The organism is Lactobacillus sp. M0393 (assembly GCF_016102025.1).
Classification (GTDB): Bacteria; Bacillota; Bacilli; order Lactobacillales; family Lactobacillaceae; genus Lactobacillus; species Lactobacillus melliventris.
In genome coordinates this window covers 189,854-207,856 of sequence record NZ_JACFPK010000004.1, presented here as the reverse complement: position 1 = coordinate 207,856, position 18,003 = coordinate 189,854, and the positions used below count along the sequence as shown (strand labels likewise).

At 35.2% G+C, this 18,003-nt stretch carries 15 protein-coding genes; 12 read left to right on the top strand and 3 right to left on the bottom strand.

Annotation, left to right across the window (positions count from 1 at the left end):
- Nucleotides 1-71: 71 nt before the first annotated feature.
- The 5 genes from H3R29_RS04650 to fba all read left to right on the top strand — a co-directional run bounded on the left by H3R29_RS04650 (nucleotide 72) and on the right by fba (nucleotide 5,857).
- The gene (locus tag H3R29_RS04650) at nucleotides 72-1,373 is read left to right on the top strand and encodes a serine hydrolase (RefSeq protein ID WP_198202095.1); all 1,302 of its coding nucleotides are present in this window, start codon (nucleotides 72-74) and stop codon (nucleotides 1,371-1,373) included.
- Entirely contained in the window at nucleotides 1,361-2,209 is an 849-nt protein-coding gene (locus tag H3R29_RS04645; protein WP_198202096.1) for an NAD(P)H-hydrate dehydratase, read from the top strand. Before H3R29_RS04650 ends, H3R29_RS04645 begins: the two co-directional genes overlap by 13 nt.
- A gap of 44 nt (nucleotides 2,210-2,253) precedes the next feature.
- Nucleotides 2,254-2,901 (top strand): L,D-transpeptidase, encoded by a 648-nt coding sequence (locus tag H3R29_RS04640; RefSeq protein ID WP_174795420.1) that lies wholly within the window; start codon nucleotides 2,254-2,256, stop codon nucleotides 2,899-2,901.
- A gap of 258 nt (nucleotides 2,902-3,159) precedes the next feature.
- Nucleotides 3,160-4,845, top strand: a complete 1,686-nt coding sequence (gene argS, locus H3R29_RS04635) for an arginine--tRNA ligase (protein ID WP_198202097.1) — start codon at nucleotides 3,160-3,162, stop codon at nucleotides 4,843-4,845.
- A gap of 97 nt (nucleotides 4,846-4,942) precedes the next feature.
- Nucleotides 4,943-5,857, top strand: a complete 915-nt coding sequence (fba, locus tag H3R29_RS04630) for a class II fructose-1,6-bisphosphate aldolase (RefSeq protein WP_034980057.1) — start codon at nucleotides 4,943-4,945, stop codon at nucleotides 5,855-5,857.
- A 59-nt stretch (nucleotides 5,858-5,916) separates the two neighbouring features.
- On the opposite strand, the gene H3R29_RS04625 is transcribed toward fba, so the two are convergent.
- Nucleotides 5,917-6,486, bottom strand: coding sequence for a histidine phosphatase family protein (locus tag H3R29_RS04625; protein WP_122026257.1), 570 nt, complete (start codon nucleotides 6,484-6,486; stop codon nucleotides 5,917-5,919).
- 128 nt (nucleotides 6,487-6,614) lie between these two features.
- Between H3R29_RS04625 and H3R29_RS04620 the strand changes: the two genes are divergently transcribed.
- From H3R29_RS04620 to H3R29_RS04600, 5 genes are all read left to right on the top strand, one after another.
- Nucleotides 6,615-7,481, top strand: a complete 867-nt coding sequence (locus H3R29_RS04620) for an aldo/keto reductase (protein ID WP_198202193.1) — start codon at nucleotides 6,615-6,617, stop codon at nucleotides 7,479-7,481.
- 40 nt (nucleotides 7,482-7,521) lie between these two features.
- Nucleotides 7,522-8,484, top strand: coding sequence for a LacI family DNA-binding transcriptional regulator (locus H3R29_RS04615; RefSeq protein WP_174795416.1), 963 nt, complete (start codon nucleotides 7,522-7,524; stop codon nucleotides 8,482-8,484).
- A 133-nt stretch (nucleotides 8,485-8,617) separates the two neighbouring features.
- Nucleotides 8,618-10,441: a beta-glucoside-specific PTS transporter subunit IIABC gene (locus tag H3R29_RS04610; protein WP_198202098.1), complete on the top strand. Its 1,824-nt coding sequence runs from the start codon at nucleotides 8,618-8,620 to the stop codon at nucleotides 10,439-10,441.
- Between the two features lie 14 nt (nucleotides 10,442-10,455).
- Nucleotides 10,456-11,931 (top strand): family 1 glycosylhydrolase, encoded by a 1,476-nt coding sequence (locus tag H3R29_RS04605; protein WP_174795414.1) that lies wholly within the window; start codon nucleotides 10,456-10,458, stop codon nucleotides 11,929-11,931.
- Nucleotides 11,932-12,193: 262 nt separating this feature from the next.
- A complete protein-coding gene (locus tag H3R29_RS04600) occupies nucleotides 12,194-12,973 on the top strand; it encodes a S9 family peptidase (protein ID WP_198202099.1) in 780 nt (259 codons plus the stop codon).
- Nucleotides 12,974-13,051: 78 nt separating this feature from the next.
- Here the strand turns inward: H3R29_RS04600 and H3R29_RS04595 are convergent, their stop codons facing one another.
- Nucleotides 13,052-14,422 carry a serine hydrolase gene (locus H3R29_RS04595; protein ID WP_198202100.1) on the bottom strand — a complete coding sequence of 457 codons (1,371 nt, stop codon included), beginning with the start codon at nucleotides 14,420-14,422 and terminating at the stop codon, nucleotides 13,052-13,054.
- Nucleotides 14,423-14,624: 202 nt separating this feature from the next.
- Entirely contained in the window at nucleotides 14,625-15,491 is an 867-nt protein-coding gene (locus H3R29_RS04590; protein WP_198202101.1) for an RluA family pseudouridine synthase, read from the bottom strand.
- An 84-nt stretch (nucleotides 15,492-15,575) separates the two neighbouring features.
- Between H3R29_RS04590 and H3R29_RS04585 the strand changes: the two genes are divergently transcribed.
- The gene (locus H3R29_RS04585) at nucleotides 15,576-17,633 is read left to right on the top strand and encodes a PBP1A family penicillin-binding protein (protein ID WP_046325143.1); all 2,058 of its coding nucleotides are present in this window, start codon (nucleotides 15,576-15,578) and stop codon (nucleotides 17,631-17,633) included.
- Between the two features lie 15 nt (nucleotides 17,634-17,648).
- Nucleotides 17,649-17,999 carry a YlbF family regulator gene (locus tag H3R29_RS04580; RefSeq protein WP_046325142.1) on the top strand — a complete coding sequence of 117 codons (351 nt, stop codon included), beginning with the start codon at nucleotides 17,649-17,651 and terminating at the stop codon, nucleotides 17,997-17,999.
- Nucleotides 18,000-18,003 lie beyond the last annotated feature (4 nt).

Below are 18,003 nucleotides of genomic sequence, written 5' to 3'. Positions count from 1 at the left end.
ATCATACCAAAAATTTGGTAAAATGTAATCATAAAACGTAAAATAATTAAAAAAAATCAGGAAAGGGTGATTTGTACTTGAAAAAGAAAGCTAAAGCGATCATTTTAATTTTTATCAGTTTATTACTTTTAGTGGTTCCTGTGGATGTAAAAGCCGCCCCAGAGTTACCTGATAACTATAATAAAAATGAAGTCAACATTGATGCCAAGGCGGCAATTGCTATAGACAGTAAAACAGGACAGTTGCTGTATGGTAAAAACATTAACAAGCAATTACCTATAGCTTCGATGACCAAACTGGTGACTGTCTATCTGACACTAAAGGCGATTGATCAGAATAAAATAAACTGGGATACTAAAGTAACGCCAACTCAGCAAATCTTTTCTGTTGCAAGTAACAGAGAATATTCCAACGTTCCACTGCGTATGAAGCATACCTATACAATCAGGCAGTTGTATCAGGCAACGTTAATTGAATCGGCTAATGGAGCTGCAATGATGCTAGCACAAGCAGTTAGTGGTTCCCAAGTAGCTTTTGTCAAGCAAATGAGACAGCAACTAAATAAATGGGGTATTAAGAGCGATCAGATATACACGACTTGCGGCTTGCCTAACAAGAGTGTGGGTAACGATGGCTATCCGGATGCAGATAAAAATGCCGAAAATATGTTGTCGGCCAAAGAGATGGCAATCATTGGGCAGCATTTAATTCAAGATTTTCCGGAAGTGCTTAAAACTACTAACATTGCTAAAATGAATTTTGTTGACCAAAATATGGCAATACCAATGAGCAATTTTAACTGGATGCTAAAAGGGCTGCCGCAGTACCGCAAACGGTTTAAGATTGATGGCTTAAAGACGGGAACAACAGATGCTGCTGGTGCTTGTTTTATTGCAACCGCGCGCCATCAGGGTGGCAGAATCATCACAGTCATCATGGGAGCAAAACATTTAACCAATACTGACCCAGCGCGTTTTATTCAGACTGGCAAGTTACTTGATTATGTTTATCAGAACTATCAGCCTCTAGTCTTTCAGCGTAATGAAGTAATTATTGGTCATACTAATGTAGAAGTTCACAACGGAGAAGCCAGACAAATAAATATTGGTATGAAGAATAAAAGTCTGATTTGGGTGCCTCAAAATGGTCCAAAATTTAAAGTGGGTTTAAAGGCAAAAGTTGTTGAAGCTCCCATTAAAGAGGGGCAAAGAATTAATTACTATTTCTTTAAAGCCGGTAAAAATAAAATTATTTCTCTGCAACAGCCTAATGGCTTACTTTTACCTGCTCAGGCATTACAATCAACTAATAAAGTTAACTTTTTAATTCGATTTTGGCGTTGGCTATTTGGAGGCCAATCATGTCTGAAATAACTGCAAAGATTTTGACAAAAGTAATTAAAAAACGACCCAGTAATTCACATAAGGGTAATTATGGCAGAATCCTGTTAATTGGGGGCAATGAAAATTATGGTGGTGCAATCATCATGGCAGCTGAAGCTGCGCTTAATAGTGGTGCAGGTCTAATTTCAGTAGCTACCCATGCTGCTAACTTGAATGCACTACATGCTCGTGATCCTGAGGTAATGTTCATTGATTGGCGTGATCGGAACTTACTAAATTTAATCACTAAAATGGATGTTATTGTTTGCGGACCAGGGTTAGGAACTAACTCTTTTGCTCATCAAATGATGCTTACTCTTTGTCAGAATGTTTCCTCAAATCAAACATTAGTTTTGGACGCAAACGCTTTGGATTTAATTGGACAAGACTCTAAGCTAATCCCGACCAGTGCTGGCTTGATCGTTTTAACACCTCATCAAATGGAATGGCAGCGTTTAAGTCAAATTAGAATTCCTTATCAAACTGATAGTGCTAATTTGAGTGCTTTAAAAAAGATTTTTCCTAGCCAAAATGTTATTTTGGTTTTAAAATCAAATCGCACTCATGTTTATACTAGTACTAATGAAATTTTTGTAAATACTAGCGGTAATCCTGGTATGGCTACTGGTGGAATGGGAGATACATTAGCAGGGATAATTGGTGGCTTTATAGCACAGTTTGGTGGCACGCTAGATCCAGTCCTGGCTGCAATTTATCTTCATTCCTTAGCTGGCGATAGAATTGCTGAAACGGATTATGTTGTGCGCCCAACTAAAATAAGTGCAATATTGCCTCAGTTGATGAATCAATATGCTGACAAAGGATAGATTTTCCGTTGAAACACAAATATGATTTGGAGAAAAGTTATTATATGAAAAAAAGTCTATTAAAAGTTCTTACTGCTTTTTGTATTATTCTAATATGCGCTATCAGTCTTGCGCGAGTTTTCATGCCTACTCAGCCCAAAATGGATAATAAAACTAAGGATGCCAAGAAAACAGTGGTTATAAAAACTGCTGCATCTTACCGTCCTTATCAAGACCCTAAAGACTTGCGTTCTCCTTTCAATTGGAAAAAAGCGAGTGAAACTAAGCCTTATCCCAAAATAAAGCATTCTGAAAACAATTTGAAAATTAGAGTATCGCTTAAAGGTAATCGTGTTTATGTTTTACGTGGCAATCAAAGAATATATACCATGTTAGCGAGTGCAGGACTTTTTAAAAAGAATAAATCGTTAACACCAACCGGAACATACAAAATAAAGTATGATCGTGGAGATTCTTTTTATAATCCTGAATTAAACGAGGGCGCTAATAATTGGACCAGCTGGGACAAGGAAAATGTTTATCTTTTTCATTCGGTTCCGACAAAAAGTAATGGCAAATACAACATTAAAGAGGCTGAAAAGTTGGGAGTAAAGCCTGCTTCTCACGGTTGCATCAGATTAAGCGTTCCCGACTCACGTTGGTTGGTTGAAAACATTCCTGCCGGCACAAAGGTAATTATCAAAAATAACTAAAAAATTTGGCGCAGACATTATTTGCTGTTATAATCATTTGATGAAAGTAGTTAGAAGTAGTAGGCATTTTTTCCAATATAGCGAGCTTGAGATTGATGAGAGTCAGGCTGGAAAAATGACTGAAGGCGTGTCTAACCGACCAATTAGAAAATTTAATAAGCGGATACTTTGTATCAAAAAGAGTGGTACCGCGGGTTATACTCGTCTCTTCTTCAAGTTAGTGAAGGAGAGACTTTTTTTGGCATTTAGGAGGGAAAAATGGATTTTAAGAATAAGGTTGTCGAGTTGGTTGCTGGACAGGTTGATCTTTCCAAAGAGCAGATCAGTTCGTTAATTGAAAGGCCCAAAAATGAAAACATGGGTGACTATGCATTTCCAGCCTTTGCTTTGGCAAAAGTGGAACACAAAAATCCTGCAGTTATTGCACAAAATATTGCCAGTGAGCTAAAGAGCACTGATTTTGCATCTATCACAGCTGTAGGTCCATACGTTAACTTTTCAATAGATCATAGCAGATTGATCTCACAAACTCTTGCAGAAATTTTGCAGCAAAAAGAGCACTTTGGTAATCAAAACTTAGGAAAAGGCAATGTTCCGATCGATATGTCTAGTCCTAATATTGCCAAGCCAATGTCTATGGGCCATTTAAGGTCGACTGTGATTGGTAATTCAATTGCTAAAACTTTGGCAAAAGTTGGCTATACGCCTATAAAAATTAATTATTTAGGTGACTACGGCACTCAATTTGGCAAATTAATTGCTGCTTATAAGCATTGGGGCGTTGAAGAAGATGTGAAAAAAGACCCCATCATGAATTTGTTTAAGTACTACGTAAAATTTCACAAAGAGGCTGAAAAACATCCAGAACTGGATGATGAAGGACGTGCTTGGTTTAAAAAACTAGAAGATGGCGATCCCGAAGCAGTTAAATTATGGCAATGGTTCCGTGACGTATCTCTAACTGATTTTAATCGTATTTATAAAGAACTCGGTGTAACTTTTGATTCTTATAAAGGCGAAGCTTTCTTTAATGATAAGATGCAGCCGGTTATTGATGAATTAAAAGAAAAAGGACTTTTGCATGAATCTCGCGGTGCACAAGTTGTTGACATGGGTAAAGATGAAAATCCAGCTTTGATTGTGAAATCTGACGGCACTAGTATTTACTTAACACGTGATTTGGCAGCAGCCATTTATCGTCAAAATACGTATCATTTTGTCAAAATGCTTTATGTTGTCGGTAATGAGCAGTCCCAGCATTTTGTGGAGTTAAAAACCGTTCTGAAGAAAATGGGCTATGATTGGGCTGACGAAATTTATCATGTTCCTTTCGGCTTAATTACTCAAAATGGTAAAAAGCTTTCTACTAGAAAAGGGAATGTAGTTTTCCTTGATCAGGTTTTACAGGATGCTGTTAACTTGGCGCAAAAGCAAATTGAGCAAAAGAATCCTGATTTAGCTAATAAAGACCAGGTCGCTCATGATGTGGGAGTTGGAGCAGTAATTTTCCACGACTTGAAAAACGAGCGGACTGAAAACTTTGATTTTGATCTTGACGAAGTTGTCCGTTTTGAAGGAGATACTGGTCCTTACGTGCAATACACAAACGCGCGTGCTCAAAGCGTTTTGCGTAAGGCTGCTGAACAAGGGCATAAACCCGGTCTTTCTAATATAAAGATAGATGATAACTGGTCTTTTGGAGTTGCTAAATCTTTGGCCGACTTCCCTCGAATCATTGCTCGCAGCAGTGCTAAGTTTGAACCGTCAATTATTGCTAAATATGCACTTGATTTAGCTAAGAAGTTTAATAAATATTATGCTAATGTCAAAGTGTTGGTTGATGATGATCAAATAAGTGCTCGATTGGCACTAGTTCAAGCAACCTCAATTGTTTTAACCGAGGCTTTGCGACTATTAGGTGTCAATGCTCCTAAAGAAATGTAAAAATTTTCAAAAATAACGTTTTCATCAAATAAAAGATTGTTCAATGCTTAATTAATACGATACAATATGACTGTAAGTTTATTAGGAGGTATATTTAATGGCATATTTAGATAATGGTAATCAAATCTTTAAGGATGCTCGTAAAAACCATTATGCAGTAGGTGCTTATAACACTAACAACTTGGAATGGACACGTGCAATTTTGCAAGCAGCTGAAGAAACTAGAACTCCGGTTTTAATTCAGGTTTCAATGGGTGCAGCTAAGTACATGGGTGGCTATAAAGTTGCTAAAGACTTAGTTGAAGATGAAATGGATGCAATGGACATTTCTGTTCCAGTTGTATTGAACTTAGACCATGGTAGCTTTGAAGCTGCTAAAGAATGTATTGCTCTTGGTTACTCATCCGTTATGTTTGATGGTCATGCTTTACCAACTGAAGAGAACTTAGCTAAAACCAAGGAAATCGTTAAGTTGGCTCATGAACGCGGTATTTCAGTTGAAGCTGAAATTGGTAAAATTGGTGAAAACCAAGGAGCCGATGGTGGTGAATTAGCATCTGTTGAAGACGCAAAAACTTTCGTAGCCGCAGGAGTTGACAAACTTGCTTGTGGTATTGGTAACATTCACGGCGTTTACCCAGAAGGCTGGAAAGGTCTAAACTTTGATCGCTTAAAGGAAATTGCTGATGCAGTTTCTGTTCCATTGGTACTACATGGTGGTTCAGGTATTCCTGAAGAGCAAGTTAAGAAGGCTATTTCCCTTGGAATTTCTAAAGTTAACATTAATACTGAATTCCAATTGGCTTTCCAAGCTGCTACTCGTAAGTACTTTGAAGCCCACAAAGATGAAGACAAGGACAACAAGGGTTATGACCCTCGTAAGCTTCTTCTTCCTGGTACGGAAGCAATTACAGCTTCAATGAAGGAAATGATCACTTGGCTTGGTACTCCATCAATTGATGACAAGATTAAGTCAGCTGGTTTTGATAAGAGTTCATTGAATTTGGAATAAATTGATAATTAAGTAAAGGGAGATCAACTGTTTAGGTTGATCTCCCTTTTTTGCTTATTTTAGCAGCTCGGATTAAATATTGATTGCAAACGAAAAATACCATCTTCATATTCATATTTTAAAACGGCACAATTCCGAATGTGATCTTTTCGCTTAAATGTATTGTATTCTTCCCATTTCCTATAGAAATTAGCTATAGCACCTCCATGGGAGACAATTAAAATCTGTTTATGGCAAGAAAATTCTGTGATCTCTGTAATTGCTTTATTAATTCTGGCAACTACTTGTTCTTGAGACTCTCCACCAAACTGAACAAAAAAATCTTTGTATGGTAAAGGCGGATTAAGGTGCTCTCCTTCACCTTCATACGTACCAAAATTCCATTCTCGTAAATCTTTATGAGTTTTAAATGGTAAATTGGTGACTAATTTTAAAGTATCTATCGCCCTTTCAGAAGTGGAGCAATGAGCTTCTTCTAAAGTAATCTGTTCATTTTCAAAATATTCTTTTTTCGTAGTTTGTGCTTGTTTAATTCCCAGAGTGGTCAATGGTGAATCACAAAAGCCCTGTATTTTATGTTGGACATTAAACAAAGTTTGTCCGTGACGCATTAAGTAAACATATTTCATAAATTTGCCTTCTTTTATCTATTTAAACTAAATTGTAACTAAAAAAGTTTTAAAAATCTAAATGAAAAATGATTGACTTAAACATGAAGTTAAGCGTTATACTCAAGAAAAGGCATAAGGAGGGAAAAATTATGATTTTTGAAGAAACATTTACACTTAATAACGGGGTAAAGATCCCTAAACTGGCATTGGGAACTTGGAAAATTCCCGATAGTGAAGTGGCTTTACCAGTCGAATCTGCTTTAAAAATGGGCTATAGGCATCTTGATACTGCTCAAGCTTATCATAACGAGAGTGGAGTAGGTCAGGGGATTAAAAATTCAGGTATTGCTCGTGACCAAATTTTTGTTAACTCAAAAGTAGAGGCTGAAATTAAAGACTATCAAAAAGCTAAAAAATCTATTGATGAAACTCTTTTGCGAATGGATCTTGATTATTTAGATATGATGATTATCCATAATCCGCAGCCATGGAAAGAGGTAAACCAATCTGATGATCGGCATTTTGCAGGTAACTTAGAAACTTGGCGCGCTTTAGAAGACGCTTTGAAAGAGGGGAAATTACGTGCTATTGGAGTTTCTAGTTTTCAACCGGAAGACTTGCAGAACTTAATTGACAATAGTGATGTTAAGCCTATGGTTAACCAAATTTTGTGTCATATTGGTGCGACACCTAAAAAGCTAATTGATTTTTGTCAGCAGCAGAATATTGTAGTTGAGTCTTTTTCACCTGTTGCGCATGGCGAAGCTTTAAATAATGCTGTAATTCAAAAGATGGCAGAAAAATATCATGTTTCAGTTGCACAACTTTGTATTCGTTACGATTGGCAACTTAATACCGTAGTTTTACCTAAGTCTGTCAATCCAGAACATATGAAACAAAATTCAGAATTGAATTTTGAAATAAGTGAAGATGATATGGCTACTTTGGAAAATATTAATAGTTTTGATTATGGCTCTGCCAGTCATTTTCCAGTTTTTGGCGGAAAAAGATAAAACATTACAAATATTCATGAAATGGATTTAATTATAGCTTATGTCAAATATTTTTGATGTTGCACGACTTGCTGGAGTTTCAAAATCAACCGTCTCAAGGGTGTTCACAGGTAATGGTTATGTTTCAAAAGCAAGTAGAAAAAAGGTGTTACAATCGGCTAAAAAGTTGGGTTATGTTCCTTCTATATTAGCTAGACAACTGGTAGAACAAAGTACGAAAACAATAGGATTTGTTGCTAAAACATATTATCCTGAAGTTGGGCAACTACTTGATTTGGTAACACATTATGTACAAAAAAAAGGTTTTAAAATTGCAGTATATTTTACTCGTAATAAGCAAGAAGAACTTTTAATCTTGAAAGAGTTTAAACTTCATGGTTTGGATGCGCTATTTTTTGTGGCCAATCGCAATAGTTGGAAAAAAATTGCTGAATTTTCTCAATATGGACCAATTGTGACTTGGAGGAGAATAGATAGTAAAAATATTTATTCATCATACATTGACCATTATCCTTTATACAAAGACATACTCAAATATTTAAAAAATCGTTATGGAGATATTTCGGTAGGTCATATTCTTAATGACCCAAGAAAAAATAATACAAAGGCGAGAATAAAAGCAATAAAGGAATTTAAATTGGAAAATTCAAAATTTGATTCTTGGGAGGTTTTTTATTCAGAACAAACAGGTGCAGGTGAAAGTGCGGCCATGGAGTATTTAAAACTTGAAGACCCACCTGAAGCCGTTATAGCTTATTCTGATTATGTAGCAGCTGGTTTCATTTCAACTTTACGTAAGTATAAAAAAAGGATACCTACTGATGTTAAGGTTTTTGGTTTTGATAATAGTGATTACGGTAAATACATGGAAATATCAACTATTGACTCGTTTCTTTCACTTCAAATTAAAAATGACATGAATAAAATTATATGTAGATTGGAAAACACAGAATTTAAGAAAATAACAATTCAGCCTAAAATGATAATTAGAAAAACCTGCTAAATAAAGTTATTCAATTTTATTGAATAACTTTATTTTTTTCTTGACATGGGAACGTTCCCATAAATTAATATTATTTTGTCAATATGAAAGCCGGCTTCAATTGATAAATCATTAATTAAGGGAGGATTTACAGTTGAAGTATTTAGATTTAGCTACCGATATATTGAATTATATGGGTGGAGCAAGCAATATTAAAAAAGTGTGGCATTGTGCAACGCGGTTGAGATTTAACGTTAAAGATAATAACAAAGTAAATCAAAAGGAGCTTGAAAAATTAAAAGGTATAATTCAAGTTGTTTATGGTCATGAACAATGGCAGCTTGTAATTGGTACTCAGGTGGCAGATGTGTATGATCAATTAATAAATATGAAGGAAATTAAAGACAGTAAAAATTTAATTAAAGAAAAAGAGGCTAAAAACAAGGAAAGGACAGGCTTCTTAGGTTTACTTAATAAATTTATTTCCTTCATTTCTAGTCTTTTTATGCCCTTTCTTAACGCTATTTGTGGTGCAGGAGTTTTAAAAGGGGTGTTAGCTCTATGTACAACAATGAAATGGCTTAAAGAAACTTCGGGAACGTATGTATTATTAAATGCAGCTGCCGATTCACTTTTTTATTTCTTACCAATATTTATTGCTTTTAATGCCGCTAAACAATTAAAAGTAGATCGGTTTGTAAGTGTTACGATTGCAGGAGCATTGTTATATCCACAAATTACTACTTTGGCAACAAAGAATATCACCATTAAATTTCTAGGTATTCCCGTTATTCCAATGTCTTATTCTTCTTCTGTAATACCAATTATACTGTCAATTTGGCTTCTAAGTTATTTAGAACCCATGTTAAAAAGGTTAATTCCAGATAGTTTAAAGTATGTTTTTGTTGCTCTGATTGAATTAGTAATAATGGTTCCACTAACATTAATTGTGGTTGGTCCAATTGGCTCAACGATTTCAAGCGCTTTGGCTAACTCCATCATGACGATATATAACCACGCTTCATTATTTGCAGGATTGTTAATAGGTGGGTTGTGGCAAGTAATAGTAATGTTTGGATTTCATTGGATGATTTTACCTTTAATTATGAGTAATATTGCAAAACTGGGGCAAGATCCAATTTTTCCTATTGCCTGTGCTGCAGTTATGTCGCAAGCGGGTGCAGCTTTAGGGGTATTTCTAAAAGCAAAAGATAATAAAACAAAACAAATATCAGGTTCTGCATGCATAGCTGCTATTTTTGGAATTACTGAGCCAACCCTCTATGGTGTGACGCTCAAGTATAAAAAGCCGTTTTATATTGCTATATCTTGTAGCGCATTAGGTGGAATTGTGATTGGACTTTCAAATGTAGAAGCTCATGCTTTTGCCTTTCCAAGTATACTTTCAATTCCAACTTATTTAGGGCATGGCTTTGTCGGTGAAATTATCGGTTTAATAATCAGCTTTGTTGGCGCTGCTATACTGACTTATTTTTGGGGGTTACCTAATGAGCTAAATAATAAAGAAGATTTTAGGATACCAGTTGAGGGTAAAAAAGTTTCTTTAAAAGATGTTTCTGATCCAGTATTTTCATCTGGAAAATTGGGCGATGGAATAGGTATTGTACCTATGTCTAATGAATTAGTAGCACCAATTTCAGGAACAATCACAGCAACGTTTAAAACAAATCATGCTATCGGAATTACTGATGATTTTGGCACTCAAATATTAATACATATTGGAATAAATACTGTTGAACTTAAAGGAAAATATTTTAAATGTCTTGTAAAAAAAGGAGATAAGGTAAGAAAAGGACAAAAATTAATCATTTTCGATTATAAACTAATCGAAGAAGCTGGATATGATTGTACTGTGATTATGACAGTTTTAAATGACAAGGATCATTTGATAAATAAAAATTTAGATGATTCAGATACTAATGCATTTTCAATAGATTTTTCAAGTTTAAATAAATGAAAGAGGTATTTCTAATGAGTAAATTTCCTAAAAACTTTTTATGGGGTGGAGCTACAGCAGCAGATCAGTATGAAGGGGCATACAATAAAGATGGGAAGACTTTATCTTCAGCTGATATATTACCTTTAGCTGGAAATGGAAGAAAATGGGCATTAAGTCATCCCCTTGCAGCAGCAAAGAAAGATTATGAATTTTATCCTTCTCGCACTAGTATTGATGGATACACACACTGGAAAGAAGATTTAGAATTGTTTGCAGAAATGGGATTTACTGTGTATCGTATGTCGGTCTCATGGCCTAGAATTTTTCCTAAAGCTAATATGGATAAACCAAACGAATTAGGTCTAAAATATTACGATAATGTTATACGAACTGCTAGAAAATTAGGAATGGACATAATTTTAACTATTGATCATTTCGATACACCTTTTTGGGCAACAGAAAAATACAACGGTTGGATTAATCGAAAAATGATAAAAGAGTATCTCAAACTAGCTAGAACCCTTTTTTATCGCTATAAAAAAGAAGTTAAATATTGGATTACCTTTAATGAAATTAATGCCCTTTTAAATTATCCTTTTTTTGCAGGTGGGATTGATATTTCTAAATGCGATAATCCATTAGAGGCAAGATACCAAGCAGCTCATAATCAACTAGTAGCCTCAGCTGAGGCAGTAACTATGGGTCATAAGATAAATCCCAATTTTCAAATTGGTAGTATGATCGCGGGAGTAGTCAATTATCCTAACACCCCGAATCCGGAAGATGCTTTATCTGCTCAACAAACTACTAAAAAGTCATACTTTTTCCCTGATGTACAAGCTAGAGGATATTACCCACGCTATGCTCAAAAATTTTTTGATAAAAAGAATTTAAAAATTAATTTTGAAAAGGGAGACAAAGCAAAATTGCTTAATGGGAAAGTTGATTTTGTTTCATTTAGTTATTATAGTTCTAGTGATGTTTCAACTGATCCTAAAATAAAAACTAAGAAAAATGCAGGTAACTTTTCAATAACATCATCAAAAAATGATGGGGGTACTGTCACTTGGGATGCAGATAATACGGTTATTAATCCTTATTTGAAAACGAGCTCTTGGGGATGGGCAATTGACCCTATAGGCTTAAGATACTTGTTAAATGATATTTATGATAGGTATCAAAAACCAATTATGATAGTTGAAAATGGAATTGGTGAATATGATGTTTTAAATAAAGATAATCATATACATGACAAATATCGTATTTCTTATATGAAAGATCATATTAAGCAAATGGCGTTAGCTCTAAATGATGGAGTTGATCTTAGAGGTTACACTATGTGGGGTCCCATAGATATCATAGCCAATTCGACAGGTGAAATGTCAAAAAGATATGGATTTATATACGTTGATCGAGATGATAATGGAAATGGTACCAATAAAAGAATAAAAAAAGACTCTTTTAATTGGTATAAAAAAGTTATTGCATCCAATGGTGAGGAAATTTAATGATAATCTATCACTTTTTATATGAAAAAGATTGATTGCAATTAGATCCGTTACCCAATAACAGCCAATAAGGTCATTACTAAAATTCTGAATCTTATTAATATGAATAGTTAGATTATTAAAAACTCCAATTTTTCATGTTTTGTATAAAAAATTTGTTTAGTGTGTCAAAAAGTAGTTATATACATTTATACTATTTAAATAATAGTATACTATATATTGTATTTTACAACTAAAAAACTTACACAAGGAGATAATTGACGTGCGTGAAGAATTACGGTTTTTAAAGTGCATTGATCATGAAGTGCCGATAGAGATTGATATTCCAGATAGTGGAGATAAATTTCCGGCTATGTTGTTGGTTCATGGCTTCATGTCCTCTAGAAACAATGATAATCATATGCTGGCAAGAATCAGTAAAAAAATAGTTGAGGCAGGAATAGTAGCAGCTAGAATAGATTTATGCAGTATGGGTGAGAACCTATATTCTAGAGAAAATTATGGTATGAAAGTAATGACAGAAGAAGTCAAGGCCAGCTTTAGCTATTTACAAAACTTACCGTATGTTGCAGAAAATAATGTTGGCTTGTTAGGTCATAGTCTTGGTGGCCGTTTAGTATTTACCTGCTCAGATTTACCAGCTAAAATTATAGTTTCTTTAAATGGTGCGATTAATACTTCAGAACCATTGGAAATGGCATATGATAAATTTGAAATGGATAATTTAGGCTACTGCATTGTTCATACTAGTAGCGGTGGTGTTGAACTCGTATACCGCAGATTCTTTGACGAATTGAAAACAACTTTGAATGATAACATTAAAAACTTTAAAAATCCGATTTTAGTTGAAGTATGTACCAGTGATCCAACTTTAGACCCTAATATTAGCTTAAACTTTATTAAAAATTGTCATATGACCAACGTAGATTCTTTTACTTTAGAAAATGCAAATCATACTTATAATGTTGAAACTGGCGATTTTACCAAGCTTAATGAGCTAATAGGTAAAGTTGTGCCATGGATTAGTTCGCATATCAAATAAAAAACCAGCTTTCTTAATCAAGCTGGTTGCCTAGAAAATATTATGAGCCTAGCTTTAATGTCAAAAAAGCTAGGCTTTTTAGTTTATCTTTTTAAATACTGTTGGTTTGTTAAGTGCGCGGTCAGTCCATAATAAAACTTGTTTTTCCTGAAGTTCAATTGGCAAAAGTTCGTGCTGGTACAGCCTTTCTTCTACAAACATTTTGCCTTCCTCATTTACAAATACCGGGTAGTCCCATTTACCGATGGTAACCAATAAATCACCATTTTTTTCTTTTAGTGTAATTAAACCATAGCCTGGGTTTTCATAATCACCTAAAAGATTATCTTCTGCTTCAGCACTTTGTGGGATTTCCCCTATTTGTTCTTTAATTCTTTCCTCACGAGTTGCTGCTTTTTTATCAACTATCTTTTTAATTTTACTGGTCCAGTCTGGTTCGTGAATATCCAGAACATTATCAATAGTTTGATAAGCTAAAGCAAAAATGGCATCAGTTGAATCCATATTTGTTGTTGAGACAAAAGCTAAGTCAAGGTCAGGAACAAAGCCCATGAAAGAACAATAGCCAATATATGAACCGCTATGGTAGAAATATTTATGTCCCCGGTAATCTTCCATCATCATGCCCAGACCATAAGCGCCAAAATTTGCGCCGCCATACGCACGGCTAGGAGACATAATAGATTGAGGCAGAAAATGCTCAGCCATTGCGTTATTTTTGCTTTCTTTTTGCAATTTTAATTGGTATTTGGCCCAAGTTAGCAAATCAGATATAGTTGAAAGCATGCTGCTGGCACCACCAACTTTTCCAGGCGCAATAAATGGCACTTCTTCGGTAACGTCATTATCTCTAATATACGGCTTGACTATTCTTTCACGTGGTGCTTCGTGATGATTAACATAGGTATTATTCAAATGCAAAGGCTTCAGTAAATGCTCGTGCTCATAAATACCATAATCTTGATTAATAGCTTTTTCAAAAGCATATGTCGCAACAGCAAAAACCAGGTTACTATACTGCATTTTGTAACGCAGTTCATGATTAGGCTCTAAAAAACCAACATGTTCTGCCTTTTCTTTTAAAGTAAGATCGTGCTTGTTCATATTAGTAAAACGCATTAAGTCATGAGCTGGCAATCCACTTTGGTGACTTAGAGCATCCCTCCAAGTTAAATGGTCTGCGGCATATTTATCTCTTAGTTTGAAATCAGGCCAATATTTTTTTAACGGGTCATCCAAAGTAATTTTACCTGAATCAGCTAATTGGCAAACTGCAGTGGCAAAAAATGTTTTTGAAATTGATGCTAAAGGATACAAACTATTTTGCTCTGCATCACCAAAGACGTGACTGTAACTTTCACCTTTATGATAAACGCCTACACCTAAACTAGGTAAATTAAACGTGTCAATAACATTTTTTGCTAAATCAGCAATTTTTTGATTATTCATGTTCACTCTCAATTTCTTTATATAAATTTTCAATAATAGAATTATACAAGAGCATCTGGTAATTTACACTAATGAAGTCGCGTAATTAAGATAATAATTGTGCTAAATGTGATATTGGTTAGATGACCATTGTTTTATTATGGGAAACAGCAACAGGATTTTTAACTACTTAATACCTAAGTAAAAGCTCTTGAGGGATTTTTTACTTGAGCAAAGGTATTTTAGCTTTAGGCAGATTGACTTTTAATTCTTCAAATGAAAATGGCAGTACCACAGAAATTTGATAAGCGGTTAAATGTAAATATTCTTTGCTTATAAAAGTAGGATTATATAAAGGATCACCCACAATCGGACAACCTATTGCCGCTAAATGAACACGGATTTGGTGTGTTCTTCCTGTTTCTAAGTCGAGCTTAATTAAAGCAGTATTATTGCTAAAGCACTTTAGAATTTGGTAATGTGTGATTGCTTTAAGTCCGTCAGCAACAATCTTGCGCTTGCGCTTATCAAGTGGGTCTCGTCCAAGGGGCAGGTTAATTATGCCAGTATCTGCTATTGGCTTAGTCATATTGACTACTGCTAAGTATTCACGGTGAAAAATTTTACTGCTTAATTCACGATTTAAAATAGGAACAACTGCCGGATTCTTAGCAACCAAAAGTAAACCACTGGTTAGCATATCCAAACGATGTACAATAAAAGGAGAGTACCTTAAATAAGTAGCACAATCATTCAAGGCAGTGTTGGTTTCATTTAAGTTAGGATGTGTTTTTTGTCCTGCTGGTTTATTAATAATTAACAGATTTTGATCTTCGTAAATCACTTCTGGCATTTGTCCGCTTGCTGGGTAAGTATTTTGACTACTCTCAATGTGTTTTAGCCACAGCTCAATTTTATCGTCTGGAAAGACCATTTGATTAAAATAATGATAAGTGCCGTTAATCAAAATCTGGTGTTCAGTTCGTAAGTAATGACGCCATTTGCGTGGGATCAGCAAAAGACGCAATAAGTCGTTTACTGAGCATGGTTTGAGATTTTGGGGAAAATTAAATGTAAAATAATAGCTCATAAATATTTGTTAAATCTTTTTGAAAATAAAAGTAATATCCTCTAATATGATACAATTTTAATTGTTTCTAAAGGAGCAGATAAAATGGAAAACAATGAACCAAAGAAAAACGAGAAACGTGGCTTATGGTACCGTTTTGATCATCGTTTTTTTATCGGTCGCTGGATCATTTTGATTTTGCTTACCGTCATTCTCTTGGTTTGTACTTATTATACCGTTAAAGTTAAAACATCCAATATATCAAATTTAAAAGCGTCATTACCTGTTACGACGGGAATTTATGACCAAAAAAACCAACGAGCAGGCTCATTATACTCACAAAAGGGAACTTATGTTGAATACAACAAAATTTCACCTAACGTGAAAAATGCTGTAATTTCGACCGAGGACAGGACTTTTTGGAAAAATCCCGGCTTTAGTATTAAGGGAATGGGGCGTGCCGCTCTAGGTATAGTGCTTAATCACGGGCAAATTGCCGGAGGCGGTTCAACTATCACCCAGCAATTAGCTAAAAATGCCTTATTAACTCAAAAACAAACATTTTCGCGTAAAGTTGAGGAACTTTTCTTTGCTATCGAACTTAATCATGTTTATTCCAAAAAAGATATACTAACTATGTATCTTAACAATTCATATTTTGGTAATGGCGTCTGGGGCGTAGAAGATGCCAGCCAAAAATATTTTGGCAAGAATGCCAGTCAGCTGACAGTTGGTGAAGGTGCCACGTTAGCAGGTATTTTGCGTAATCCTAGCAAGTATAATCCCATTGATCACATGTCTTATGCTTTATCGCGACGCAATTTAATTTTGAATTTGATGGTTGATAATAAAAAATTATCAAAATCACAGGCTGAAAGTGAACAAAAAATTGGTTTAACTTTACGTGATACATATCATAATAAAGATGGTTATCGTTATCCCTACTTCTTTGACGCTGTCGTGGATGAAGCAATTAATCGCTATGGCTTAAAAGAAGAAGATGTCATGAATAAGGGCCTGAAAATATACACTACTCTTAATCAAAATTATCAGAGTCAGCTGCAAGAAAGGTTTAACCAGGATTACTTATTCCCTCAAAATGCCGCTGATGGAACTAAAACTCAGGGTGCTACGGTAGTGATGGATCCTACTACTGGTGCAGTCCGCGCTGTGGTAGGAGGACGGGGCAAGCATGTCTTTCGCGGTTATAATCGCGCGACACAAATGAAGAGACAACCTGGTTCTTCTATTAAACCTATTGTTTCTTATGCGCCTGCCTTGCAGCAAGGATATCATTATGATTCCCAGCTTTCTAACAAATTGCAGCGCTTCGGGAAGAATGGCTATCAGCCCCACAATGTTGACAACGGTTATTCGGATAAAATTCCTATGTATGTGGCTTTGGCGCAAAGTAAAAACGTGCCTGCTGTTTGGCTATTAGACCGCATTGGAGTAGCTAAAGGCGTCCAGTCTGCTAATAATTTCGGCTTGAAGGTAGCAAAAGAGGATCAAAATTTAGCTTTGGCTTTAGGCGGATTATCGACTGGTGTTTCACCTATTCAAATGGCTCGTGCCTATTCGGCTTTTGCTAATAAAGGTAACTTACCGAATAATTCTTACTTTATTACCAAAATTACTGATGCAAGTGGCAATGTGATTGCGGAAAATCACGATACAGGTACTCATCGAATTATCTCTGAAAATACTGCTAAAGAGATGACCACAATGCTGTTAGGCGTATTTGCAGGCGGTACAGGAACTTCAGCTCAACCTGCCGGATATCGAGTTGCCGGCAAAACCGGTTCTACCGAAGTTCCTAATTCTTACGGTTTTGGCACTAAGGACCAATGGATCGTTGGTTATACTCCAGATGTTGTTGTAGCAACTTGGGTCGGCTTTGATCGCACTAATCAGCAGCATTTCATGCACGGTGTATCCGAAACTGGTATCACAAGGCTTTATAAAGCTGAAATGGAAGGTATTTTGCCGTATACAGCACAAAATCAATTTAGAGAACAAGCGCCAAGGCAAATTATTCAAAATAACGGTGCTGGTACTGATTGGACGCAAGGTTTTGGTAAAAAAATTGAAAAAGGGCTCGGATCTGCCAGTGAAAAGATTAATGAATGGTATAATGACATAAAAGGACTTTTAGGTCACTAATTAGGAGGAAAAAATATGATAAATATTTACGATTCAGCAAATCAGGTGGCGACAGATTTCCAAAAGCTTGATGAATTTAAGGCTTTAGAAAATGCTGTCAATGCCGTGAAAAATAATGAGGAAAGTGCAGCTTTATTCAAGCAAATGGATGAGATGCAAACTAAAATCATTAATTCTCAAACTGAAGGAAGAGACTTTCCTAAGGATTTAGAGGAAGATTATAAAAAGTTGAATGAAAAAGTGCAAAAGAATGATCAAATATTGCAACTTTTGCAAGCTGAGCAGGCTGTCTCTAAAACAATTGAAGATGTTCAAAAGGCAATTACCAAACCCATTAATGACCTTTATGACGGCCTTAGAAATTAAAAAA